Below are 25,701 nucleotides of genomic sequence, written 5' to 3'. Positions count from 1 at the left end.
AATAATCATAAAATCAGCAAGAGGTTAACCATGCGCCGTCTAACCCTATCGTGTTTGTTAAGTTCTGCCGCACTCGTCGCCTGTGGCGGCGGTGATTCAGACACTCCACCTATAGCGTCTAGCTCATCGTCAAGTTCATCCGTCGCGTCCAGCAGCAGCGAATCCAGCTCCAGCAGTAGCGCGCCAAGTTTTGCTTTGCCAATCGCTCTAAAAGACGATCAAGCTATCGTTTTTTACGAGCGCAATGACGCCGAATACGACGGCTGGGGTTTACACCTATGGAATAACGAAACCTGCGGCGCTTTAGATGACGCCGCCACTGGCGCCATCACCTGGGATGCGCCTTTTCCCGCCACAGGTATCGATGACACCTACGGTGCTTACTACCTATTAGATTTAAACGCCCCGGCCTCTGATGGCGGCTGCGTTAACTTTATTGTGCATAAAGGCGACGACAAAGCATTGGGCGATGCCGATGCTAAGTTTGATTTAAGCCGTGGGGCCATTGCCCTAACTCAACATGGTGCAGCGAATATTGAGTACCCACTCGACCCCAGCAATGAAAACCCGCTACCGTTTACCTTAACCGACACCCAAGCCGCTATTTTTTATAAGCGTAGCGATACCGAATACGACGGCTGGGGTTTACACCTATGGAACGGTGGCGACTGCACCGCACTGGCGGACAACAGCATTAACGGCGTCACTTGGGATGCCCCCAAGCAACCGGATGGTATCGACACCGAGCGCGGTGCGTTTTTTGTTCTCGATCTAAATCAACCCGGCGGCTGTTTTAATTTTATTGTTCACAGCGGCGATGACAAAGCCCTCGGCGATGCCGACAGCGTCATGGATTTAACCCAAGGCAATGTCGCCTTTACGCAGCACGGCTCCAGCGCCATCACCTACAGTGGCGATACCGGCCCTGCGCAAGCCACACTCAGTGGCTACGCCGCGCATTGGATCGATAGCAACACCTTGGTCTGGGACGCCCCAAACGGCACCGCACAGGTACAACTGCTTAGCGACCCTAACGGTGCTATCAGCCTAACAAACGGCTCGCTCACCGGAGGAGACGCCGTAACGCTAACCAACGCCAGCATCAGCAGCGCGAGCGCCACAAAGTTTCCGCACCTAGCCGATTGGGCCGCGTGGCAAATCCCCACCAACGAGCTCAACATAGACACAGCACTTTCGGGTGAGCTAGTGGCCGCCGCCTTTGATGCCGATGGTCAATTAATAAAGGCCACCAGCGTACAAACCCAAGGCGCTCTCGATGCTTACTACGCCACCGACGCCACACTGGGGGCGCACATTGTCAACGGCAAAACACAATTTTCTGTTTGGGCGCCTACCGCACAAACCGTTACGCTGCAAACCTTTGCCAGCGACAGCGATGACACCCCGGCCACCGAGCTCAGCTTAGCCCGCAACGACAAAGGTGTATGGCGCGGTGAAATCAACCGCGATATGCACGGCGAGTACTATCGCTATAAAGCAAGCGTGTATCACTATTTAACCGATCAGATTGAAAGCATCACGACCACCGACCCGTACTCGTTAAACTTGTCGCAAAACGGCGAACTAACGCAAGTGGTCGACTTAGATCGCGCCGACACCTATAGCAATAACTGGAGCGGTCATAGCGTGCCTGCGCTGGCAGCGCCGGAAGACAGCATTATTTATGAAGTGCACATTCGCGATTTCTCGGCGCTTGATGCCAGCACCCCTGCCGATCATCGCGGTAAATATTTAGCCTTTACCGACACCAACAGCACGCCGGTTAAGCACTTAGCCGAACTGCAACAGGCGGGCCTTAACACCATCCACTTGCTGCCGACCTTCGATATTGCGACGGTTAATGAAGATCCAGCCGCGCGCGTCGATATTACCGACACCGTAGCCGATTTATGCGCAATAAAAGCCGATGCCAGTGTTTGCGGCGTAGCGGATAACAGTAAGACTTTAGAGACCGTCTTGGCCGAGTTTGATCCAACCACGACAGACGCCCAAGCCTTAGTGGGTGAGCTGCGCGGCATCGATTCATTCAACTGGGGGTACGATCCGTTCCATTACACCGCCCCCGAGGGCAGCTATGCCACCAGTAATGCAGGCTTTGCTCACATCCGTGAATTCCGCGCGATGGTACAAGCACTGCACGAGATGAACTTACGGGTGGTCATGGATGTGGTCTACAACCACACCAACTCATCGGGCCTGTGGGATAAATCGGTACTGGATAAACTGGTGCCCGGTTACTACCACCGTCGCAACGAGTTATCCGGTGCGATCGAAACCTCGAGCTGTTGCGACAACACCGCCAGCGAACACGACATGATGGAAAAACTCATGATCGACTCACTGGTGGTATGGGCGCGCGATTACAAAATCGATGGTTTCCGCTTTGATTTAATGGGCCACCATATGCGCCGCAATATTATCGCCGCGCGCGATGCCGTAGAAGCCGTTGACCCAGATACGTACTTTTACGGTGAGGGCTGGAACTTTGGCGAGGTAATGAGCAATCGCCGCGGTGTTAACGCCATTCAAGTGAATATGGCCGGCACCGGCGTAGGCACCTTCAACGACCGGATTCGCGACGCCGTGCGCGGCGGCGCCCCTTTTGATGGTGGCGACAGCTTGCGCGCCAACCAAGGCTACGGCTCGGGCTTATACTACTATCCCAATAACATGAACTCGGGTGCCGAAGCAGAAGCGGATAACTTAATCGGCCTGACTGATCGCCTGCGCGTTAACTTAGCCGGCAGCCTTACCAGCTACCCGCTGACCGATCGCAACGGCAACACAGTCACCGGTGGCGAAGTCCCCTACTTTGATTTAAACGCCGGTTACACCGCCGACCCACAAGAAAGCATTAACTACATATCCAAGCACGACAACCAAACCCTGTGGGATAACTTAATGTACAAAGCGGCCAGCGGTATGAGCACCTCCGAGCGTGTGCGGATGCACAATTTCTCGCTCAGCGTGCCAATGCTTGCTCAAGGTATTCCGTTTATCCATATGGGCGTCGACTTACTGCGCTCTAAATCCATGGAGCGCGACAGCTACGACTCGGGCGACTGGTTTAACCGCGTCGACTTTACCAGACAAAGCAATAACTGGAATATCGGCCTACCCCGTGAAGACAAAGACAGCGGCAACTACGACGTTATCGCACAAATCATTAGCGATGCTAACGCCAATCCAGACGCCGCCGATATTGCCCTGGCCAACGCCGTATTTAAAGAATGGTTGGCCATTCGCAGTAGCTCACCGCTGCTTCGCTTGACTACCGCCGCGCAAGTAGAATCAAACTTGACGTTTCACAACACCGGCCCCGATCAAGTGCCTGGGTTAATGGTTATGAGTCTGACCGACAACCAAGGGCTAGACAGTCAATACGCGGCCATGGTGGTGGTGTTTAACCCCAGCAATACTGAGCAAACCATCAACAACCCCGTCAACGGCACGTTACAGTTGCACCCGGTACAGCAAAGCTCGGCCGACGCCATTACTGCCAGTGCCAGTGTTAGCGGTAATCAGCTGAAAGTTCCGGCGTTAACCACCGCTGTGTTTGTACAAATGGATTAACCAGCGGTTAGCAATAAAACTGCAAGCCTTAAGGCCGGTCGTTTTACGACCGGCCTTTTTTTCGCGTTTTTATACACCGTCGATATTGCCTTGCTACAATCATCACGTCAGCCACAAAAAATTGTAGACACTATGCAAGAAAATGAACAACGTATTTTAACCACTTGGCAACACAATGCCGTCAGTTGGACCCGCGCCGTGCGCGAGGGCGCCATTGCCAGCCGACAGCAAGTAACGAACCAAGCCATTATCGACGCAATACAACACTATCAGCCAAGCTCTGTGATCGACATTGGCTGTGGCGAAGGCTGGCTAGCGCGACAACTGAGCCGCAAAGGTATGGAGGTAACCGGGATAGACGCCACCCAAGCGCTTATAGACGCCGCCCAAAAAAGCGGTGGCGGACATTTTATAACGTTAGAGTACGCCCAACTCAAACGCTTAACTCTGGGAGGAACACCACCGAAATATGATATGGCGGTGTGTAACTTTTCGCTGCTGGGAGAGTCCTCTACCGAGGCGGTACTCGCGCAACTACCAGCACTCATTAACCACGGGGGATACCTGCTCATCCAAACGCTACACCCAAGTGAATGCAATCGCGCGCACCCCTACCAAGACGGTTGGCAGCAAAGCACCTGGGACGGTTTTGACAACACGTTTAGCAACCCCGCGCCTTGGTATTTTCGTACCCTATCTAGCTGGCTCGCGCTGTTGCGCCGCTATAACTTTCAAATACAAGAAGTACGCGAGCCACTATCCCCGACCAATTCACGCGCGATATCTGTCATTTTTATAGCGACGCCTCCATAGCTATGGCTCTAAAATAGGTCGGTTCCACAAAGTAACGCCCCCGCAGCACGGCCTACCAGCAAGCAGGCCTCGCCACTGGCGCAGGCAGGAATTTTCGCTATAGTTGCGGTAAGCTTAGGAGGTACCCGAGCGACGGAGACTCCATGCACCAGGCAAATAACACAACGACTGCCCCCCCACTGAGCCTACGTTGGGCACTTTTTCGCTCGCGCCTACCCTATTTGTTAACCGCCCTAGTGATTATAATCTCGGTTTCCACTGGCGGTTATTACATTGATTACCTGAATACTCAAAATTACTTGCACCAACAACGCAGCGAAGTACAGGACACACTGAGCTTAGTCAGAGCCAATTTAGAGGGGCATTTAACCGGCAACCTACTTGCCGCTCAAGGCTTAGCCGCGGCACTGCAAGTTCATCCAACGATGGACCAAGAAACCTATGCGCTCTATGCCCAGCACTTATTTTCTGGGCAAACGCTTCTACGCAACATAGGCGCGGCCCCAGATCTTGTTATCAAACTGATGTACCCTTTAGAAGGTAACCGTGCTGCCATCGGCCTCGATTACCGCAGCCGGCAAGGGCAAACTGCCGCGGCATTAAAGGTCATTGAGTCAGGCGCCATGAATGTCGCAGGGCCGGTCGATTTGGTACAGGGTGGGCACGGATTAATTGGCAGAATCCCGGTGTTTACGGAAACCTCTGAGGGTGAAAAAAGTTTTTGGGGCTTAATTTCGGCCGTTATTGATCTAGACGCTTATTACCGTGTCAGCGGCTTGCCACAAGCCAGCGAAACCTTAGATATTGTTATTCGCGGTAAAGATAGCCTAGGCGCAGAGGGCGAAGTTTTTTACGGCGACGGCGCACTCTTCCAGCGCAACCCGGTTATTGCCAAAGTTGATTTACCTGGGGGCTACTGGCAGCTGGGTGCAGTGCCTAAAAATGGCTGGCCTCATACGGCCGACAATGCCTTATTGGTACGCAGTGCCATAGCATTACTAGGCATTATCATCTTATTTCCCGCACTATGGATTATTTACTTACTGCAAACGCGGCAAGAGCAACAAAGTCAGCTGCAGGCGCTGTTTGATTTATCGCCCTTGGGTATTTCACTAACCGATTTTTATACGGACGAATGTCTGCAAGCCAATCAGGCTATGCTCACGTTTACCGGTTACGATTTAGATGAGCTTACAACCGTTGACACCCCACAACTGAGCCCCGAAAAATATCATCAGAGCGACCAGCAACAAAAAGAGCAGCTATTGCAAACGGGCCGGTACGGCCCTTACAGTAAAGAGTTAATTCGCAAAGACGGCAGCCGGCTTCCCGTTAGATTCAACGGCATGCTCATACACGACTCGCAAGGCCGGCGCTATATATGGTCAATTGCTGAAAATATCGCTGCACAACAAGCTTACGATGAAAAGTTATTACGCCAACAACAAATGCTAGAGGCCATGAGCGAGCAGGCTCGCATCGGCGCATGGGAGGTTGATATCCTCTCACAAACCACCTACTGGTCAAGGCTGACAAAAGAAATTCATGAGGTACCCCTCAACTACCGCCCATCCATGACCCAAGGTATTTATTTTTATAAAGAGGGCGTCAGCCGCGACACCATAGAAAAAAGCATTGCAACAGCCATTGCAGCCGCCATCCCTTGGCGAGAAGAGCTGCAAATTGTTACCGCTAAAGGTAATGAGCGCTGGGTATGCGCCACGGGAAAAGCAGAAATCGTTGACGGTGAATGCATTCGTTTGTATGGCTCATTTCAGGATATTCATGAGCGTAAACTCAGCGAACAAGCCCTTCTTGATGCGAAAAATAATGCCGAGGCAGCGGCGGCGGCAAAAAGCGAGTTTCTGGCGATGATGAGCCACGAGATTCGCACCCCGATGAACGGTGTACTGGGCATGCTCAGTATGCTGCAACGCTCGCCTCTCACGGCAGAAGATCACCATAAAGTTCATGTCGCCAAAGCCAGTGCTGATTCGCTCTTAAGCCTTATTAACGATATTCTAGACTTCTCTAAAGTCGAGGCGGGTAAGTTTTTATTAGAGTCGAAAGACTTTAACGTGCGCAGTCTTATCGACAATTTTGGTCATGTCTTCGCTATGCGCGCCCAAGACAAAGGACTCGAACTAACCATTGATTTAACCGATGTACAAGTAGTCGAAGTAAAAGGCGACTCTAACCGCCTGCAGCAAATATTAACCAATTTAGTGGGCAATGCGATTAAGTTTACTCAGCATGGCGATATCGTGCTTCGCTGCGCGTCGACGCACACAAAGGACGGGGTTGTTTTTAGCGCCAGCATTGAAGATAGCGGGATTGGCATCGCCAACGATAAAATCAACAGGCTGTTCGAGCCCTTTGTGCAGGCGGATGCGTCCACCACACGCCAGTACGGCGGCACCGGTTTAGGGCTCGCTATTTGCAAAAAGCTTTGCCAACTAATGAATGGCGACATTCACGCAACTAGCACCCCCAATACCGGCAGCTGCTTTAGCTTCTCGGTCACACTAGAGAGCAGCTCTGTTGCTGAATACCGCCCCCCATCTCTAACGGCGAAAGACACTGAAGTTGTTCTGGCAAGTAGCAACCGCCATATTGCCAACGCATTAACCCGACAACTACAGGCCTGGGGCGCTAAGGTTAAGGTCACGCAAACTCAGAATGAGGCTCTGCACTGGTGTCGTGAGCAATACGCTAACAAGGGCCGCCCTGTCGACTTACTGATTATTGATCAGCCTCTGAACACGGACAATACGTTGAGGCTACCCCCGGAGCACACGCTGCATAAAGTGTGTCGCCAAACCGCCGTTATGATTGGCGTCAATCAGCCTGTCAGCTGCGACTATCACGTGCTACACAAACCCACCACCACGGCCGAGTTGTTTCAATTATTGCAAACTCTTACCGATCACGGAGGGCGCCACAGTGAGCTTCGCGCAAGCCATCCCGCCATCTCGAACAGCCAAGCTATTGATCAGCACCACTGGCCAGAGCACACCCGAATACTCGTGGTAGAAGATAACGCCATCAACCAAGAAGTAGCGCTGTTAATGCTGCAAGAACTAAAGCTTACGGCAGACTGTGTCAGCAACGGGCGCGAAGCGATTGAGAGGCTACGCGACAGCGACAATAGCGAGTACTACTCACTCATTTTAATGGACTGCCAAATGCCGGAAATGGACGGCTTTGAAGCAACCCGCCGTATCCGTGCGGGCGAAGCGGGAGAGAAATACCGAGCGATTGCCATCATTGCGCTTACGGCAAACGCCATAAAAGGCGACAGAGAGCGCTGTCTAAGCGAAGGAATGAACGACTATCTGAGTAAACCCATTGAAACTCAAGCGCTGGTTATCGCTTTAGAACACTGGATTACGCCGGAGCGAACCACTATTAACCCACCCACCAAAGCGTACTCCTCGGCATCGACATTATTAGTGTGGGATCAGCCCCATGCATTAACCAGCTTGTTTAACCGCGACGATGTATTGCGCAAACTGCTAGCGAATTTTTCTCAGCAAGTGCCCGAGCGACTCGCTGCATTAACGCAAGCATACCAACAAAAAAACGCCGATCAGATAACCTTTTTAGCGCACAGCATTAAAGGCAGTGCTGGCCAGTTACAGGGTAAACGCTTGCAAGCCTGCGCCAGTGATTTGGAGCAAAGCGCAAAAGAAAATAATTGGCAGGACATAGCCGAGCAAATACGAGCGTTTACCGATGCCTACCAAGAGTTAGCCGCTACGTTTCAACGATACCTAAAGCAAAACTAACAGAGCAAACAAAAACGGCGACCCGAAGGTCGCCGTTTTTTTTACTACCGGTTATCGCATCTTACGACTCGGCGATCACCTTAGATTTTTTGCCGGTGATGCGGTGGGCCAATTTAAACACCACAACAAAAAACAGAGGCACAAAGAAGATCGCCAGGAAGGTGGCAAATACAATACCACCGAGTACCGCGGTACCAATAGCATTTTGCGCGCCTGAGCCCGCCCCCGAGGCGATAAACAACGGCGTAACCCCAAGGCCGAAGGCCAGAGACGTCATAATGATGGGGCGCAAACGCATACGCACCGCCTCAACCGTGGCTGCCACTAAATCCATACCATCTTCGTACAGTGATTTGGCAAATTCCACAATCAAGATGGCGTTTTTGGCCGACAAACCTACGGTCGTTAACAGCCCCACCTGAAAGTAAACGTCGTTAGACAAGCCGCGGCCCATAGCAAACAACACAGCGCCGAGAACGCCCAGAGGAATCACCATAAGCACCGAGATAGGTACCGACCAGCTTTCGTACAAGGCGGCAAGACACAAGAACACCACCAGAATCGACAGCGCGTACAACATCGGCGCCTGATCCCCGGATTCACGTTCTTGCAGCGACATACCGGTCCACTCAAAACCAATACCCGGCGGCAGCTTTGCCACGAGCGACTCCATCAAGTTCATGGCATCACCCGAGCTAACGCCCGGCGCGCCCTGGCCTTGAATGTTCACCGCCGAAACGCCGTTATAGCGCTCAAGCCTAGGGGAGCCATACACCCAGCGGCCGGTCGAAAAGGCCGAGAAAGGCACCATCTCACCATTGGCATTGCGCACATACCAGTTACCAACGTCGTCCGGCATCATCCGAAACTCGGCATCACCTTGGACATAGACTCGCTTGATACGGCTTTGATCAATAAAGTCATTGACGTAAGACGCCGCCCACGCGGTCGAAAACACGCTGTTGATTTCGTCGATTGATACCCCGAGTGCCGAGGCTTTTTCCATATCAATATCGAGTTTAAACTGCGGCGTGTCGTTTTGACCATTGGGGCGCACACCCACCAAGGTGCTCTCTTGTGAGGCCATGCCCAACAACTGGTTGCGAGCCTCCATCAACGCCTCGTGACCCACGCCACCCAAATCTTTTAGCTGTAAGTTAAAGCCGGTTGAGGTGCCCAGCTGAGTAATGGCTGGAGGGACAAAAGCAAACACCATGGCCTCTTTAATGGTCGAGAAATACCCCATAGCAGCACCGGCAACCGAATGGACATCCTGACCATCTCCGGTGCGCTCAGACCAATCTTTCATTCTGACAAAAGCAATACCGTTGTTTTGACCACGACCGCTAAAGCTAAAGCCAATCACCGAAAAAACGGACTCAACCGTGTCATCTTGACTGAGGTAGTAATTCTCGACATCGTTCATAACGGCTATTGATCGCTCTTTGGTCGAGCCCACCGGCAACGTCATCTGGGTAAACATCAAGCCTTGGTCTTCATCGGGCAAGAACGAACCAGGTAAACGGCCAAACAACAGTACCAACACTAAGGCGATCGCAATATAGATGGCCATAAAGCGACCGGTACGCGCCAAAATATAACCGACGCTACTCTGGTAGCGATTGGCCGAGCGGTCAAAGGTACGGTTAAACCAACCAAAAAAACCGCGTTTTTGGTGATGATCTGGATCGACTGGTTTTAACAAGGTGGCACACAGCGCCGGTGTCAGCGTCAAGGCAACGATCACCGACAGCGTCATGGCCGATACTACGGTAATAGAGAACTGGCGATAAATAACACCGGTGGAGCCACCAAAAAACGCCATTGGCACAAACACCGCTGACAGCACCAAGGCGATACCCACCAAGGCGCCGGTAATTTGACCCATGGATTTTCGCGTCGCCTCGCGTGGCGGGAGCTTATCTTCGTGCATCACCCGCTCAACGTTCTCGACCACCACAATGGCATCGTCCACCAACAAGCCGATGGCCAGTACCATGCCAAACATGGTGAGCGTGTTAATGCTAAAACCAAACGCCTCTAAGATGGCAAAGGTGCCCAGCAACACCACCGGCACCGCAATGGTAGGAATCAAGGTGGCGCGGAAATTCTGTAGGAACAGATACATCACCAAGAATACCAGTACGATCGCCTCAATCAGCGTATGTACCACCCCTTCAATGGAGAGCTTAACAAACGGCGTTGTATCGTAGGGGTAAACCACTTCAGTGTTGGCCGGGAAATAAGGTTTTAACTCGGCAATACGCTCACGCACGTTGGCGGCAGTGTCTAGCGCATTGGCACCCGAGGCGAGAGTAATCGCCAAACCGGTAGCCGACTGACCGTTGTATTCCGTTTCAAACTGGTAGTTTTCACCGCCTAGCTCAACGCGGGCGACATCAGCCAGCCGTACCTGCGAGCCATCTTCATTAACGCGCAGTAAAATACGGCGAAACTCTTCCGGTGTTTCTAAGCGAGTTTGTACCACAATGCTGGCGTTGACATCCTGCCCCGGCACGGCGGGCGCACCGCCCAACTCACCGGCGGCAATTTGCACGTTCTGTGCACGAATAGCCGACACCACGTCACCGGTGGTCATTTTATAGTTGGCCAGCTTGTCGGCGTTAAGCCAGATACGCATAGCGTACTGCGAGCCAAAAATCTGAATACTGCCCACGCCGTTGACCCGGCTTAGGGGCTCACTCACATTAGCGGCGACAAAGTCGGCCAGGTCATATTTATCTAAGCTGTTATCGGTCGACACAAAACCCAGAACCATAAGGAAGCCGGCCGAGGATTTTGTCACCCGAATCCCTTGTTGTTGTACCTCTTGCGGCAACAGCGGCATTGCGCCCTGGAGCTTGTTCTGCACCTGTACCTGAGCAATATCGGGGTCGGTACCGGCATCAAACGTAACGGTTACCTGACCAGTACCCGATGAATCACTGGTTGAGGCCAAGTACTGCACATTGTCGATACCGGTAAGGTTTTGTTCGATGATTTGCACCACCGAGTCCTCGACCACTTTGGCCGATGCACCAGGGTAAGAGGTGCGAATCTCTACCGATGGGGGTGCAACTTCGGGGTACTGCGATATAGGCAGTGTCTCGATGGCCAACACACCGGCCAACATAATAATAATCGAGATCACCCACGCAAAAACGGGACGATCAATAAAGAATCTTGCCATGGTGTTTACTCTCCCTCAGCGCTTCCCGCTTCAACGGCTTTAACCGGCGCACCGGGGCGAACTTTTTGCAGGCCGGTAACAATCACACGATCGCCTGCAGCAAGACCTTCCTCCACCAGCCAGTCACTGCCTACCGCGCGGCTCGCCTGAATTTGACGCATCTCGACTTTGTTCTCAGCATCGACGACCAAAGCGGTAGCATTGCCTTCGCGATCACGTGTAACGCCGCGCTGGGGCACCAGCACTGTGTTGTCGCGTTTACCTTCATCAACGGTGGCGCGCACAAACATACCGGGTAAAATCAGCGAGTCGGGATTGTCAAACAAGGCGCGTAACACCACGGTACCGGTAGTTTCGTTAACGCTCATATCCGAAAAGCGCAACTCACCCTCGTGGCCATACTGGCTGCCATCTTCAAGGTTCAAGGTCACTTTAGGTTGTTGCGCCTGCGATACCCGACCACTCATCAACTGCCGGCGCATGGCCAGTACCCGAGCCGCCGACTCTGAGACATCGACATAAATCGGATCCAATTGGTGAATAGTTGTCAGCACGGCACTTTGCCCGGCCGATACCAGTGCACCCTCGGTAATCGCCGACTTACCGATCCGTCCACTAATAGGCGCCATTACTTTGGTGTAACGCAAATCGATATCCGCCGTCTGTACTGCCGCCTCACTTACAGCAACATCTGCCTTAGCCTGCTCAAATTGCGACAAAGCATCGTCATATTCTTGCTGACTGACGGCCTTTTCGCCGAGCAAATCCTTGTAGCGCTTTTCACGGGCCTGGGTGGTTGTCAGGTTGGCTTTTGCGCGCGCCAAGCCTGCTTTGGCATTCGCTAAAGCCGCCTCATAGCGTGCCGCATCAATTTGATACAGTTGCTGCCCTTCTTCAACAATAGCCCCTTCGGTAAACAACCGTTTTTGCAAAATGCCCGTCACCTGTGGCCGTACCTCGGCCTTGCGAAACGCAACAGCGCGACCAGGCAATGTGTTGCTTAGCTCGACCGTTTGCTCCTTAAGCGTAACGACGGTCACCTCGGTTGGCGGCGGTGCACCGGCACCAGCTGCACCTTCTGGCTCCTTAGACTCACAGGCAGCCAAGCTAACCACCGCTAGTAAGGTTATCCACAGCGGGAAAAATTTAGGGAATGAGGACGACATGTACAACTCCTTGAATGGCGTGACGCGGGATAATATGGCCCAAGTACCACGCAGTTAACATGGCAACAATTAAATATGAATAAACGTTCATTTACAAGAGGAATGCCTCTTCAGAGGCCCACCTTGACGTTTCTTTGCAAGCGCTAGACTCAGCAGCCCGGCTTAGCTGGAAATGGCATCCCACGTCGCATCGAGAATTCGCTCGAACTCGGCATCGCTGATACGGATCAGATCAAGATGGTGCTGGCTAATCATAGAACACAGCGGGTCAAAGCACAGTGCCACCAAGATTTCATCGGGCAAGTCTTTAATCTCGCCGGTTTTACGCCCGGCACTGAGTAACTCTAAAAAGGGTAAAAACACTTCATGGGCGGCATCTCGGCGACCGCGCAATATATCTGGTGGCAAGTGATCAAACTGACCTTTTGTTAACATGGCATTGGGGCGTGTCATACCAAAACGCCAGACATTGCGCAGAATTAACCGGTGCTGTTCGGCCAAAGGCGCAGCGGGGTCGTGACCGGCAAAAGCGTTGTCCGCAATCTCCCGCACTACGTCGTCATGTAGTTTGCCAATTAAGTCATCGCGATCTTCAAAGTAGAGGTAGATAGTCCCGGCGGCCACACCGGCGCGCTCGGCCAGCTGCTTCATCGAGAACCCATGAAATCCGCGCTCCGACAACAAACTTAAGGTCGCATCGAGAATTGCCCGACGCTTGTCGGCCGCTTTACCGGTTAAATCACACTGAGACATAAACCACACTTACACCAATGAACAGTTGTTCATTTTATACCCATAGATGCAGTAGGTAAAGCCGATCCAGCCTAAGAATCAGGCTTTGGAGGCAGGAAAACAAGAAAACAGCGCGAGGCACTTGCCCCCTAGAGCAGCATTGAGGGCAAGTGGCGCTATAGTCGACCGTCTATTGCACAGGCTTGTAGGTAAACTTTTGCCCGCCCAAAGCTGCCTCGTACATCAGCCCGCCTTTAGCGTGAGTAAAAACCGCCATACCGGCGTTATAAACGGCCGTTTGGCTACCGGCCTTATCCGAGACACCCGACGCGCCGGCGGCCATCCCAGTAGTGCCCATTTTGGCGTTCGCACTAGCGGTGATTGCCACGGCACTGGCCTGCGCACTAAATTCAAAATTGCCTTGGGTAAAGTCGTCAAAGCTGCGCTTATTTTCAAAGAAAATAATCTCACTAAACGCTTGGCCACCTAGCTGAAACCCTATGGTCAGCTGGGTCATGGTGGCATCGCCAGTCATTTGCCCGTTGCGGAATACACGCCCTTTACCATGGGCGCCGCCGATACCAATACCACCCTTACCGATTGTAGGGAAAATCGCGTAACCGTACGCCGACTGAAAAAAATGCACCACTTGCGGTGAGGACTTAAAAGTATCGACGGTATCTTGGTACGGATCGGCCTGAGCCGTTAAACAGGTCATCGCAAAGCCTAACAGCGCAAGGCGCATCAGTAATTTCATAGCGGATCTCCAGATGAGTAGACAAGCACAATAAACAACAAAGTCGAACAGCGCCGTGCCTAACGTCACAGCACGCGCGCGCAGCACCTTTAACAGTGAACGATCGGGCATCTTACACTTACGACACAAAACAACGATAAGGTTATTGGGCGGGTAGCGTTAAGGTAACACTCAAGTCATTGGGCCGGAAGCACAATAATAGCGGTATGCAGAGTGCCGCCCCGATGGATGGAGCGGCTTTGACAAGCGGTTATAACGGTTTGTAGCTAAACTTCTGGCCACCTAGCGCGGCTTCGTACATCAGCCCGCCTTTGGCGTGCGTAAACACGGCCATCCCCTGATTATAGATAGCCTTTTGCTTGCCGGCGTTATCCGTGCTCGCCGAGGCGCCTACTCCGGTGCCTGTGGTACCGGCTTTGGCATTAGCGCTGGCGGTAATAGCAACGGCACTAGCCTGAGCACCAAACTCAAAATTGCCGGCGGTAAAGTTATCAAAGCTCGTTTTATTCTCAAAGAAAATAACCTCACTAAAGGCTTGGCCCCCGAGCTGAAAACCAATGGTAAGCTGAGTCATTTTGGTTTCACCAACCGCCTGACCGTTGCGATACACCCGGCCCTTGCCGTGGGCGCCACCGACGCCGACACCAGCTTTACCGATCGTCGGAAACAACGCATAACCATAGGCGGCATTAAAAAACTCAGCGACCTGAGGCGACGATTTAAAGGTATCGATTGTTTTTTGATAGGGATCTTCATCTTCAGCCTGCGCAAACGAACACACCATAACAAAGCCTATAAAGGCAAAACGCATCAGTGCTTTCATGGTAACTCTCCTAAGTAAACCCATTGGCGACATTAAAAGATATAGCGCAACCAAGCCGCCCCTAGCGCCAGCTTAACGCCTACGTTAGGCTAGAGCCTATGATTCACTAGGCCGGCCTGCACGCTATGTCAATTATTATATACAACAATCAGAGCTTCGATGTTACCGCTCCAGAGAGTGTACTAGACACCTTATTAAAAGCTGGGGTACGGGTGCCCTACAGTTGTCGCGCGGGCGTGTGTCACTCCTGCCTTATGGTTGCCAAAGACGGTGCAGTGCCCAGCGAGTCGCAAGAGGGACTCAGCGATGCACAAAAATCTCGCGGGCTCTTTTTAAGCTGTAGCTGCTATCCCGCCGAAACGCTTAGCGTCGATCACTATGACCCCGCCGCTGACGGCATTAAAGCGCCAGTAGTCGCGAAACGACAACTAAACGATAGTGTGTTAGAGCTAACGCTTGCCGCCTCGCTACGTTATCAAGCCGGTCAACACACCAACCTGTGGCGCTCGGACGCGATTGCTCGCTGCTACTCCATTGCCAGCATACCGAGTGACCCCCATCTTAGCTTTCATATTGCGCTGCAACCCAATGGCCAGTTTAGTCAGTGGGCCGCCCAAACATTACAACCGGGCGATACCGTCACCCTCCAAGCGCCCACCGGAACCTGTTACTACCAGGCCGAGCAAAACACCCAGCCAATCTTGCTGGCAGGTACGGGCACAGGTATTGCGCCACTGCAGGCCATTGCCAGAGCTGCGCTAGAGGCGGGACACAAGGGCCCCATCGACCTTATCGTCGGAGCCCGACACAGCGATGACTTGTACTTTAGCCAACCACTAATGCGCCTCGCGCAACAACACTCAAACTTTCAACTTACCGAGCTGGTGCAAACTCTGGGCGAGAAATACACCAAACACTGCCAGCAAGGCGATATCTATAACGTTATAAAAGCGCGCTTTGCGAACCTTAACGGCTACCAGGTTTACTTGTGTGGTGCGGACTCATTTGTGCGCAAGTTACGCAAACAGTGCTTCTTTGCGGGTGTTAAGCCACGCGATGTCCATACAGATGCCTTTTTGGCCGCCAGCTGAGGCTCTGCGACTTAGGCGCCTAACACGCGCATCGCGCAAATTAGTCGCGTCTAGCCCGTAATTTAGGTACAATTTGGGCTTATATTTAGAGAAACAATAACACCGGCTTTTGCATCCAACGTTCATCGCGTTATCGGTGTCGTGCCGGTAACAGTCATCGCAAACGGCGCATAGATCACGACATGAAACCCACCATTAAAGATGTCGCAAAATTGGCTGGAGTCTCGTTTAAAACCGTATCCAGAGTTATTAATAACGAAGGAACCGTGGGCAAAGAGCTTCAGGAGAAAGTCTGGAAAGCGGTTAAACAGCTTAACTATCGTCCTAACTTATCGGCCCGCGGCTTGCGAGGGGCGGCGTCTTCCATCGGTTTTATCTACGACAATCCCAACAGCAACTACGTTATCGATATGCAACGCGGCATTCTCGACGAATGCGGCAAACAGGGTTACGAGCTTGTGATTCACCCCTGCGATGCCTCCAGCCGCACGATTATTCAAGAAATTTTAGAAATGATCGACCGCAGCCGAGTGGGTGGCCTGGTGCTGACACCGCCTATATCCGAAAACGCCGAGATTCTCGACGCCATCACCGAGCGCAAAGTCAAGTTCGTACGAATCCTATCCGGCTCAGAGGCGCCCGATAATATTTCACCTTGCGTCTTTATTGACGATCACAACGCCGCGTACGCCATTACCGAACATTTAATTAATTTAGGCCATAAAGACATTGCCTTTCTCGGCGGGGACGAAGAGCACCAATCCAGTGGCCAGCGGCTGGCCGGCTTTAAAGCGGCCATGCAAGATCACAAGATCAAACCAAAAGATAAGTTTATCGTTCCCGGCAGTTACTCGTTTGAGTCGGGCGTCGAGCGCACCCGCAAGCTGCTCGCCAACGGCCGCGGCAAGCCAACCGCCATCTTTGCCTGTAATGATGAAATCGCCTCAGGCACATTATTTGCCGCACGAATCGCAGGGGTCGATGTACCCGGCGAACTATCTATTGCCGGCTTCGAGGACAGCCCTTTCTCTCGGCAAGCTTGGCCCAACCTGACCACGGCCGCACAGCCCACGAGCACCATCGCACAAAAAGCGGCGTCACTGCTGATAAAATCGATAAAACAACAAGCCAGCGCAGGCAAATCAATCGCCAGTGAAGGCTACTACCCTAAGCTGATCGTCCGGGATTCAACCTGCCCTGCGCCCGGCAAGTAAGCGGTTTAATACCAACCCATAAAAAAACCGGCAAAAGCCGGTTTTTTTATGGGTCATTATCAAGCTCGATCTACAGCGCGATAACAATATTTTTTCGATCAAGCCACCAGGCAACACACCACAACACCGCCACATGAATAAGCGCAAACACCAAGGACGCATTATAGTTAGACATAACTTGCGCCAAAGACTCAAAGAAATACTGATACGAAGACATACCGGCAATCGTAAACAGAGCGTAACTCTTAACCCACACAATACTCAAAATATAAATAAACAGCGGATTCTTACCCAGCATCGTAAAACCATTAAACACAGGTTTAACGATGGTTAGCTTTTCTAGTTGCACCAACATCAGTAGCACCGCGATACCTGCGCCAGAGGTCAGCAACACAAACGGGCTAGTCCACAGGGACTTATTGACAGGAAACACTTGATGCCACAGCAGCCCAGCGACAATAGCCAGCACCGCAGTCACTGCCAACACTATTTGCGCACGGCGCTTGTCATCGCTACCGACCAAAATACGCGCGGCCTCAAAGCCAAAAATAACATTCACTACCGCCGGTAAAGTGCTCAACAAACCTTCGGGATCAAACGCTATGCCTTTGCCTTGCCATAAGTGATCGGCACCCAATACGGCCAAGTCAATTTGCCGGACTAAGTTACCCGCTACCGTATAAGGCTCTGGCACCAGGTTGAGTAAACCCCAATAACCCAGCAACAGCACGGCAGAAACGAGCACACGGTATAACCCAGGCAGCCAAATAATAAAGGCAGCCAAACCATAAGCCAGCGCAATACGCTGCAACACACCTAAAATTCTTAAGTGATCTAGATCACCGGTAAAAGGGTAAGCGTTAAGCAATAAGCCAATCCCAAACAACAAGGCGGTGCGGCGTAGGATTTTTATGGTGCGCGCACTGTATGCCACGGTTTGGCTAGCACGATTAGAAAAGTACATCGCCGAGCCGACGATAAACAAAAAGAAGGGAAAGATAAAATCCGTGGGTGTCGCGCCGTGCCAATCAGCATGCAAAAAAGGCGCATACACATAAGACCAAGAACCCGGAGTATTCACTAAAATCATCAAGGCCAAGGTTAGGCCTCGCATGACATCCAGAGAGATAAATCGTTGCTTGGCCATAATGCCCTCAAAAAATCTTATTATCGAGTCTCACGTCGGCAGTAAACGCTGCCGCTATGCCACCGGCTCTGCCAACGCTGCAAACTGGGTGCGCGCATAATGCACAGCGCCAAATTCTGGCTGACGCAAAGGCGCCGACATGCGCTCGGCAATATCTTTATCCATCCAATCGACGATTCGCTGCGAAACGCCGCCAAGCATCGACATCCGCGGCGGATTAATCGACCACAAACGACGCGCAATCGCGGTTAAATAATCGGCGCCCTCGTGAATAATGCGCAAAGCAATCTCATCGCCTTGCTCGGCCGCATTAAAAACCAAAGGGGCCAGCTTGGCGTAATCACTCGACTTGGCGCCATTTAAACGCTCGACGATCATGATGCCGCGCGCCTGCAGCTGCTCGGCGACAAGATCGGTTAATGCCGTTTTGGGGCCTAACTGGTCAGAATCGAGCAACACGGCTTTAACACATTCTAAGCCGATCCATGCGCCACTACCGCCATCGCCACAGGGAAAGCCGTGAGCACCCAATGTGAGTGTTTTGCCATCCACATGGGCAAAACCACATGAACCGGTGCCAGAGACAATAACGGCACCATTATCCTGCTCGTGCGCCGCAATACAGGCAATATGTAAATCAGTCGTTAAAAACTGCGCTTTAAAAGGATGATCCCACTGCTGAACAACTTGAAACAGGCTTGGAACATTAACACCGGCCAAGCCCAAACCGGCAACCAGCTGAGCTTTTGCCTCGCGAGGTAAACCGGCAGCGCGCAATGCACTGTCGGCAGCGTTATCAATAGACTCCAGCGCCCGTGCAACCCCGTGATACGGGTTAGCCGGACCGCCGTTGCCCACGCCTAACGTTTGCCCTGATTCATCGACAATCACCGCGCGGCATTTAGTGCCACCGCCATCGATTCCTAAATACAGAGTGTCGCCATCAACAGGCAGCTGCCCCATGTGATACCTCGTTATTTTCACTATACCGGTCTCGCCCGGCTTACAGGTAACCAATGATAACGCCACCTGACTGATAAATTCGAATTATTCGCTGGGCTCTCGGCGCACTAAAACGTATGATCGCTTAAAAAGGTGATTGATGGCCTACAGGCCATCAATCACAAGGAGAGCCATGATAGATGATACTTACAGTCCTTGCGTATCGCATGATGCACTCCGTCGCACCATGATTTAGCGGATCTAGCCAAAATGCCCATAATGACCAAACCCAACCAAATTCTTTTTTGCCTACCTTTGGCACCTACAGCAGCCTAGCTAAGAAGTGCCTTTAAGTGCCTACCACTATCCTCACAAAAAGCCGAAGGACAACGTTGTCAATAACTCATACCTTATTCGCGCCAGACAACGTTGTCAAGCACTTTGCAACAAAAAGCTCGAAAGGATATACAAAGGGAAAAAAGCGCCAATTTTCAGCGAGTTACTAAACCGGCGCCAGAAGCGAGCAAGCGGTTAATACGGCGCTGGGCAGCAGAGTTGTCAGCCCTCGCGCGCGGGCTCGTTCGGCGCGAGGGCTTCCGGTTACAACGAGTATGCCCGCACACTATGCTTAAGAAAGGTGGGCACAAACAGCGTATCTGTAGCAGGGTCATAACCAATATCAGCGGTATTTATTTGCTCTTTGCGGCTATCGAGTAATAACTGCAAAGTGCCGTCTTCCTGAAGATGGTAAATCAATCCCGCCCAGCAGGACACAATAAACCCACCACTATTAAGCGCTTCAACGCCGTCGACATCTTCCGCAAACCCCTCTGCTACGAGCGTCATATCGCCGGCCGAAGTCGTGCGATACAACCGCTTACCCGCACCAATATATAAGGCATCGGCGAGGGTATAAAGCCCATTGGCGCCGGCCAAACCTTCACGGTAGGTATCAAGCTTCCCGTTTATTAACCGGTGCACCTTACCCGTATGAGTATCCGATACATACACCACCCCATCGCCATCGATAGCAACATCATTGAGAAACGATGCCCCCTCGACCGGGTAGCGCTGAACCACAGAGCGATCGGCCAAATCAATCGCCACCAACTCTGTCATATCAGCAACGTACAGTGTTCCCGCGAACACCGCCATGCCCTTGGGCGCATTCAACCCCCTGACAAAATCCTGATTAATGATTTTGCCGTCCGCAGCCAATAGCGCAACACCCCCTTTGGCATCTGCGTCGCTGTGCCCACCTTCGATCTCGGAAACCAGCAACACCTTACGGCCATCTATCTGATGCACCAGCACCGACTCTGGGGTCCGCAGCGCCAGCGTCTCCCAGCTGGGCTCTTTCAGTGCATCACGCGCAAACGCATTCGACACACAGGCCAACACACACAATCCGACCCATTGCTTCATCATCCTTCTCCTTCGAACTTATGTTCACTCAGACTACAAGCGCTAAGTGTTCCAGAGTTGCCGCACAATGAAAAGCGCTAAACTCAAGCAACCCGCCGCAACGTACCTCGCCACGGGGTTTTCGGGGTTGTGGCAATTAATCTGTGTCGTTCAACCGCGCCGAGTTCTGCTACACTCGCGCACCGACAAAATAGCGAACAAAGAGCTGATTATGTGGTTTAAAAATTTACGCGTCTTCCGTCTGGCCGAGCCCTTCACCATGACCGCCGAGGCCCTGGACGAAGCACTTGAGAGCAATAGCTTCAACCCCTGTGGCAAAATGGATATGTCTCGCTATGGCTGGGTATCGCCACTGGGGCCAGACGGTCAAACCTTGACCCACAGCGCCAATGGCTATATCGCCATCGCCGCCAAAAAGCAGGAAAAAATCCTACCGGCGGGTGTCATTAAAGAGCAACTCGATGAGAAGGTCCGCGCCATTCGCGCCGAAGAGGGCCGCCCCGTAGGGCGCAAAGAGCGCGACGGCATGAAGGATGAAATCATTTTCACCCTGCTGCCTCAAGCTTTTACTAAGTCGAGCGTCGACTTCGCCTATATCGACACCCGTAACGATCAAATTGTGGTCAATGCATCCAGTGCCACTCGCGCCGAGGATATGCTCAGCGCATTGCGCGAGGCCCTGGGCAGCTTGCGAGTTGTGCCACTGACACCGAAAGACCCGGCCATTCAGGTGATGACCCACTGGGTGCGCGAGCACGAGTTGGCCACAGACTTTGAACTAGGTGACGAATGCGAGCTAAATGCCAGCAGTGACGAGCGGGTTATTCGCTGTAAAAAGCTCGACCTACACGACGACCAAGTGCGTCAGCACATCGAAACCGGTATGTACGTCAACAAGCTGGCCATTCAGTGGAAAGAAGCCATTAGCTGCATCATTGACGATCAATTTACCTTTAAGCGGGTTAAGTTTGCCGATGAGCTACTGGAGCGCGCTGGCGACCGCGCGCCAGAGACTCTCGCCGAGCAGTTTGATGCCGAATTTGCCATTATGACGCTGGAGTTGTCCGCTTTTATACGCGCCGCCATCAACGCCTTTGGCGGTGAAAGCACCGACACACTGGTAAGCGAGGCAACTGACCTCTAATATTACCCGGGTGGCCCACCACGCTCGGCCACCCACACTTACAACACCACTGTGTATTGTTAGGAGGCACCTTGAAACTTTACGGTAGCTACACCTCGCCTTTTGTTCGCCACTGCCGCATTGCGCTATTAGAGTCGGGACTCGAGTTCGAACTGATTGAAACCGACAACAAAGCCAGTGCGCAGCAATCACCGACGCAAAAGGTGCCATTTTTGCAAGATGGCGATATCGCCCTGACCGACTCCACCGCGATTGTAAAATACACCCGAGAAAAATCCGGCCACACTTACTTTGCCGATATCTCCGAGTACGATGGCTTTTGCTTGGTCAACACCTCGTTAGACGCCTGCGTCAATTTGTTCTTTTTAGAGCGCGATGGCATAGGCGCCGAACAAAGCAGCTATCTACAACGCCAACAAGCCCGAGTAGACTCCACATTATCCGAGCTCAACCAAATGCCGCTCCCCATGGGCGCGCCCTACGGTGATATGGCGATACGCTTAGCGTGTTATTTAGCGTGGGGGCTGTATCGGCAGCGACTATCGCTAGAGGCCTACCCTAACCTCGAGAATTTTTTACAACAGATAAACGACTACCAACCTTTTGCCGCTACGGCACCACCGCCGCTTTAACGGGGCGGCTAGACGCGTATTGAGCCAGCGGGTATCCTGCCCCAAATAACGCAAAAGGTAACACTGTGGTCACGGATTCCGCGCACAACACAAGCTCGATTAATCACATTGTGATCGCCGGTGGTGGCACCGCCGGCTGGATGGCCGCCGCCGCACTGGCGCATCACTTTGCAATGCTGCACAAACAGGGCAGCATTGCGCAGTCGCCCGCCATCACTTTGGTAGAATCTGAAGCCATTGGCACCGTCGGCGTCGGCGAGGCGACCATTCCCAGCATTCGCGCCTTTAACGATTCGCTGGGCATCGACGAGCTGGAGTTTCTAAAAAAAACCCACGCCACCTTTAAGCTTGGCATTGAGTTTAAAGATTGGTATCAACCCGGCGCCACATTTTTTCATCCTTTTGCCGATTACGGTATGCCCCTAAAAGGCATCGACTTTCATCACTATTTGATTCGTTTACAACTGGCCGGCGAGCCTATTAACCCCGCCGATTATTCCTTTCCCGCGCAGCTGGCCAAACAGGGGCGCTTTGCCCAGCCGCACCCCAACCCACCCACGCCACTGGCCGATTACGGTTACGCGTATCATTTTGATGCCGGGCGCTACGCATTGTTTTTGCGGGACTACGCCGAACAGCGCGGTGTTATCCGGCGCGAGGGAAAAATCGAACAGATCAAGCAGGACCATAGCAGCGGGTTTATCCAATCACTACAGCTCGATAATGGCGAGTGCATTTCAGGTGATTTGTTTATCGATTGCTCGGGCTTTCGTGGCTTACTGATTGAGCAAGCGCTCAACACCGGTTACGATGATTGGCGCCAGTGGCTACCCTGTGATCGGGCGATTGCGGTACAAAGCGAGAAAACCACGGAGCCGCTCCCCTACACCCGAACCACCGCACGCGAGGCTGGCTGGCAATGGCGTATTCCACTGCAACAGCGCACCGGTAACGGTTATGTCTACTCAAGCGCGTTCTGTGATGACACCACCGCCCAGGCAACGCTGCTAAGTGGCCTGGATGGCGCACCGATTAAAGCGCCGCGGAGCTTTGAGTTTGTGACCGGCAAGCGCAAAAAAATCTGGCACAAAAACTGTTACGCACTGGGCCTTGCCTCAGGCTTTTTAGAGCCACTGGAATCTACCAGCATAAGCTTGATCCAAACCGGCATCAGTCGTTTACTGGCGTTTTATCCGCACAAGGGTTACCGGCAGTGCGACCAAGATGAAGTAAACCGCCAGCACCATCACGAGTTTGAACGCATTCGCGACTTTTTAATCTTGCACTACAAAGCCACGGGCCGCGCAGACACCGAGTTTTGGCGACACTGCCAAACCATGGCCGTGCCCGATACCCTGCAACACAAAATGGCACTCTACAAAAGCCGGGGCGTATTAGTCAGCCACGAGCCAGAAGCTTTTGAGCCGGACAGCTGGGTGACAATGTACATGGGGTTTCATTACCACGCTGGCGACTACGACCGCCGCGCCGACGCCATTGAGCTGGGGGCGCTAAAACAGCAACTTGCGCAAATCCGTGACACAATCCGCAATGCCGCAAGCCAGCCCATGTCTCACGCCGAGTTTATCGCGCGCCACTGCGCCGCAAAAGATTGACCCAAAAAGCAATTACGCCGGCGCATCTGCCGCGCACTGCTCGGCGATAAAATCATCGTGACTTTGTACCGAGGCCACCGCACTCGCCACCGATTGACGCATCTCGCCCAAGGCTTTTTGTAAGTATTCGGGGTTCATTTGCTTTACTCGCTCATCATATTGCTCGGGTAAGTAATGAAACCCATCATAAATTGCCATCCAGCTTGGGGCGCCAAATATTTCAATCGGGTAGCGAATCAAATCGCCCCGCGCCCGAAACGCCGCCACCTTCTCGCGCAACATATCGGGCAAAGGCATATCCCGACAGTAACGCCACAGCTCACCGTCATCGCGCTGACTGAGTTTGTAGTGCAAAATAATAAAATCTCGCACCCGCTCGTACTCTTGCGCGGTCAGGTCATTAAACTGAGCCACGCCCTGCGCGGTGTACCACGGCTTGGTAAACGCCCGGCGGATCTTCTCGATCGCGGTTTCAATTAGGGCGATACTGGTAGACTCTAGCGGCTCTAAGAAACCCGCCGACAAACCCACCGCAATACAGTTTTTATTCCAGGCCAGCTTACGCCGCCCCGCGGTAAAACTAAAATGGCGCGGCTCGTGCAAAAGCTCATCGTCAATATTGTCTTTTAACGTGGTAATAGCCTCATCGTCACAGAGATAACGGCTGCAATACACAAGCCCATTGCCGGCTCTGTGTTGCAACGGAATACGCCACTGCCAACCGGCTTTGTGGGCGCGGCTAACGGTATAAGAAGGCGCATTGCCCGTGCGGGAACTTTGCACCGCCACCGCGCTATCGCACACCAACCATTCGCTCCAGTCGTGGTAGCCGGTGTGCAACGCTTGCTCAATCAGCAGCCCTTTAAAACCCGAGCAATCGATAAATAAATCGCCGCTCACCGTGCGTCCATCGCCCAACACTAGCGACTCGATCCCTTCGGCGCCGCACTTTACAGCATCAATTTTAGCGTCGATACGAGTTACACCGTGCGCTTCGGCGTACTCCCGCATCAGTTTGGCAAACAACGCCGCATCAAAGTGCAGTGCCCAGTCGTATACCGACAGCTCTGAGGGAGGGTTAGGCGACGGCTCGATAAACTTGCTCTGCTTGGCAAGATTCACACCCAGAGAGTAGTCGGCCAACGCACTGGTATCGCCCAACTCTTTTAACCGCATCCAGTAGTGGTGAAACTCAATACCGTTGGCTTTTTGCCCATACAGCCCAAACGGGTGAATAAAGGACTCACCGGGCTTGCGCCACCCTTCAAACTGAATCCCGAGCTTACAGGTCGCCTGAGTGGCCTTCATAACCGCTAAGTCGTCCATACCCAGCTCGGCATAAAAACGGCGTAACGTCGGTATAGTCGCCTCCCCTACCCCAACCGTGCCGATCTCAGAGGATTCAACTAAGGTAATGTTTATATCTGTTTTGCGAAAATGCTTGCTTAGACTAGCGGCGGTCATCCAACCGGCAGTACCGCCACCAACAATCACAATGCTGTTTACCTTATGCACGTTCAACCTCATCACCTTTTTTGTTATTGCTCTCAATATGATCTGGCGAGCTACCCGCCGCACACGTCTAAAACATAAACTATCAGCTCAGCATATATAAAAAAACCGCCGC

General features: G+C 52.6%; 17 protein-coding genes. 8 read left to right on the top strand and 9 right to left on the bottom strand.

The window, feature by feature from the left end:
- The first annotated feature begins 30 nt into the window (after window positions 1-30).
- The 3 genes from pulA (at window position 31) to AACY82_RS06605 (ending at window position 8,195) form a co-directional block, all read left to right on the top strand.
- A complete protein-coding gene (pulA, locus tag AACY82_RS06615) occupies window positions 31-3,594 on the top strand; it encodes a pullulanase-type alpha-1,6-glucosidase (RefSeq protein ID WP_339615993.1) in 3,564 nt (1,187 codons plus the stop codon).
- Window positions 3,595-3,726: 132 nt separating this feature from the next.
- A complete protein-coding gene (locus AACY82_RS06610; protein WP_339615992.1) occupies window positions 3,727-4,407 on the top strand; it encodes a methyltransferase domain-containing protein in 681 nt (226 codons plus the stop codon).
- A gap of 143 nt (window positions 4,408-4,550) precedes the next feature.
- Window positions 4,551-8,195: an ATP-binding protein gene (locus AACY82_RS06605; protein ID WP_339615991.1), complete on the top strand. Its 3,645-nt coding sequence runs from the start codon at window positions 4,551-4,553 to the stop codon at window positions 8,193-8,195.
- A 61-nt stretch (window positions 8,196-8,256) separates the two neighbouring features.
- Here AACY82_RS06605 and AACY82_RS06600 read toward each other — a convergent pair whose 3' ends face one another.
- The 5 genes from AACY82_RS06600 to AACY82_RS06580 all read right to left on the bottom strand — a co-directional run bounded on the left by AACY82_RS06600 (window position 8,257) and on the right by AACY82_RS06580 (window position 14,863).
- Window positions 8,257-11,385, bottom strand: coding sequence for an efflux RND transporter permease subunit (locus tag AACY82_RS06600; RefSeq protein ID WP_339615990.1), 3,129 nt, complete (start codon window positions 11,383-11,385; stop codon window positions 8,257-8,259).
- Window positions 11,386-11,390: 5 nt separating this feature from the next.
- Window positions 11,391-12,551 carry an efflux RND transporter periplasmic adaptor subunit gene (locus AACY82_RS06595; protein ID WP_339615989.1) on the bottom strand — a complete coding sequence of 387 codons (1,161 nt, stop codon included), beginning with the start codon at window positions 12,549-12,551 and terminating at the stop codon, window positions 11,391-11,393.
- 162 nt (window positions 12,552-12,713) lie between these two features.
- Window positions 12,714-13,304, bottom strand: a complete 591-nt coding sequence (locus tag AACY82_RS06590) for a TetR/AcrR family transcriptional regulator (RefSeq protein WP_339615988.1) — start codon at window positions 13,302-13,304, stop codon at window positions 12,714-12,716.
- Window positions 13,305-13,473: 169 nt separating this feature from the next.
- Window positions 13,474-14,040: a hypothetical protein gene (locus AACY82_RS06585; protein WP_339615987.1), complete on the bottom strand. Its 567-nt coding sequence runs from the start codon at window positions 14,038-14,040 to the stop codon at window positions 13,474-13,476.
- Window positions 14,041-14,290: 250 nt separating this feature from the next.
- Window positions 14,291-14,863 (bottom strand): YSC84-related protein, encoded by a 573-nt coding sequence (locus AACY82_RS06580; RefSeq protein ID WP_339615986.1) that lies wholly within the window; start codon window positions 14,861-14,863, stop codon window positions 14,291-14,293.
- A gap of 125 nt (window positions 14,864-14,988) precedes the next feature.
- On the opposite strand from AACY82_RS06580, the gene AACY82_RS06575 reads away from it, so the two are divergent.
- Window positions 14,989-15,954 (top strand): 2Fe-2S iron-sulfur cluster-binding protein, encoded by a 966-nt coding sequence (locus tag AACY82_RS06575; protein ID WP_339615985.1) that lies wholly within the window; start codon window positions 14,989-14,991, stop codon window positions 15,952-15,954.
- Window positions 15,955-16,136: 182 nt separating this feature from the next.
- Window positions 16,137-17,168 carry a LacI family DNA-binding transcriptional regulator gene (locus tag AACY82_RS06570; protein WP_339615984.1) on the top strand — a complete coding sequence of 344 codons (1,032 nt, stop codon included), beginning with the start codon at window positions 16,137-16,139 and terminating at the stop codon, window positions 17,166-17,168.
- Between the two features lie 70 nt (window positions 17,169-17,238).
- Here the strand turns inward: AACY82_RS06570 and AACY82_RS06565 are convergent, their stop codons facing one another.
- From AACY82_RS06565 to AACY82_RS06555, 3 genes are all read right to left on the bottom strand, one after another.
- Complete coding sequence (locus tag AACY82_RS06565; protein WP_339615983.1) at window positions 17,239-18,315, bottom strand: heparan-alpha-glucosaminide N-acetyltransferase domain-containing protein; 1,077 nt, start codon at window positions 18,313-18,315, stop codon at window positions 17,239-17,241.
- A 54-nt stretch (window positions 18,316-18,369) separates the two neighbouring features.
- Window positions 18,370-19,278 (bottom strand): BadF/BadG/BcrA/BcrD ATPase family protein, encoded by a 909-nt coding sequence (locus tag AACY82_RS06560; protein ID WP_339615982.1) that lies wholly within the window; start codon window positions 19,276-19,278, stop codon window positions 18,370-18,372.
- Between the two features lie 579 nt (window positions 19,279-19,857).
- Entirely contained in the window at window positions 19,858-20,682 is an 825-nt protein-coding gene (locus AACY82_RS06555) for a GTP-binding protein (RefSeq protein WP_339615981.1), read from the bottom strand.
- A gap of 211 nt (window positions 20,683-20,893) precedes the next feature.
- Between AACY82_RS06555 and rdgC the strand changes: the two genes are divergently transcribed.
- The 3 genes from rdgC (at window position 20,894) to AACY82_RS06540 (ending at window position 24,074) form a co-directional block, all read left to right on the top strand.
- Window positions 20,894-21,826, top strand: coding sequence for a recombination-associated protein RdgC (gene rdgC / locus AACY82_RS06550; RefSeq protein ID WP_339615980.1), 933 nt, complete (start codon window positions 20,894-20,896; stop codon window positions 21,824-21,826).
- Between the two features lie 71 nt (window positions 21,827-21,897).
- Entirely contained in the window at window positions 21,898-22,458 is a 561-nt protein-coding gene (locus tag AACY82_RS06545; RefSeq protein ID WP_339615979.1) for a glutathione S-transferase family protein, read from the top strand.
- 65 nt (window positions 22,459-22,523) lie between these two features.
- On the top strand, window positions 22,524-24,074 hold the full coding sequence (locus AACY82_RS06540; RefSeq protein WP_339615978.1) for a tryptophan halogenase family protein: 1,551 nt from the start codon (window positions 22,524-22,526) through the stop codon (window positions 24,072-24,074).
- A 12-nt stretch (window positions 24,075-24,086) separates the two neighbouring features.
- Here AACY82_RS06540 and AACY82_RS06535 read toward each other — a convergent pair whose 3' ends face one another.
- The gene (locus AACY82_RS06535) at window positions 24,087-25,589 is read right to left on the bottom strand and encodes a tryptophan halogenase family protein (protein ID WP_339615977.1); all 1,503 of its coding nucleotides are present in this window, start codon (window positions 25,587-25,589) and stop codon (window positions 24,087-24,089) included.
- Window positions 25,590-25,701: the final 112 nt, after the last annotated feature.

Origin of the sequence: uncultured Gilvimarinus sp. (assembly GCF_963972205.1) — a bacterium.
GTDB classification, from domain to species: domain Bacteria; phylum Pseudomonadota; class Gammaproteobacteria; order Pseudomonadales; family Cellvibrionaceae; genus Gilvimarinus; species Gilvimarinus japonicus.
Note: the sequence above shows the minus strand (reverse complement) of the source record. Positions and strands in the feature narration are given on the sequence as shown.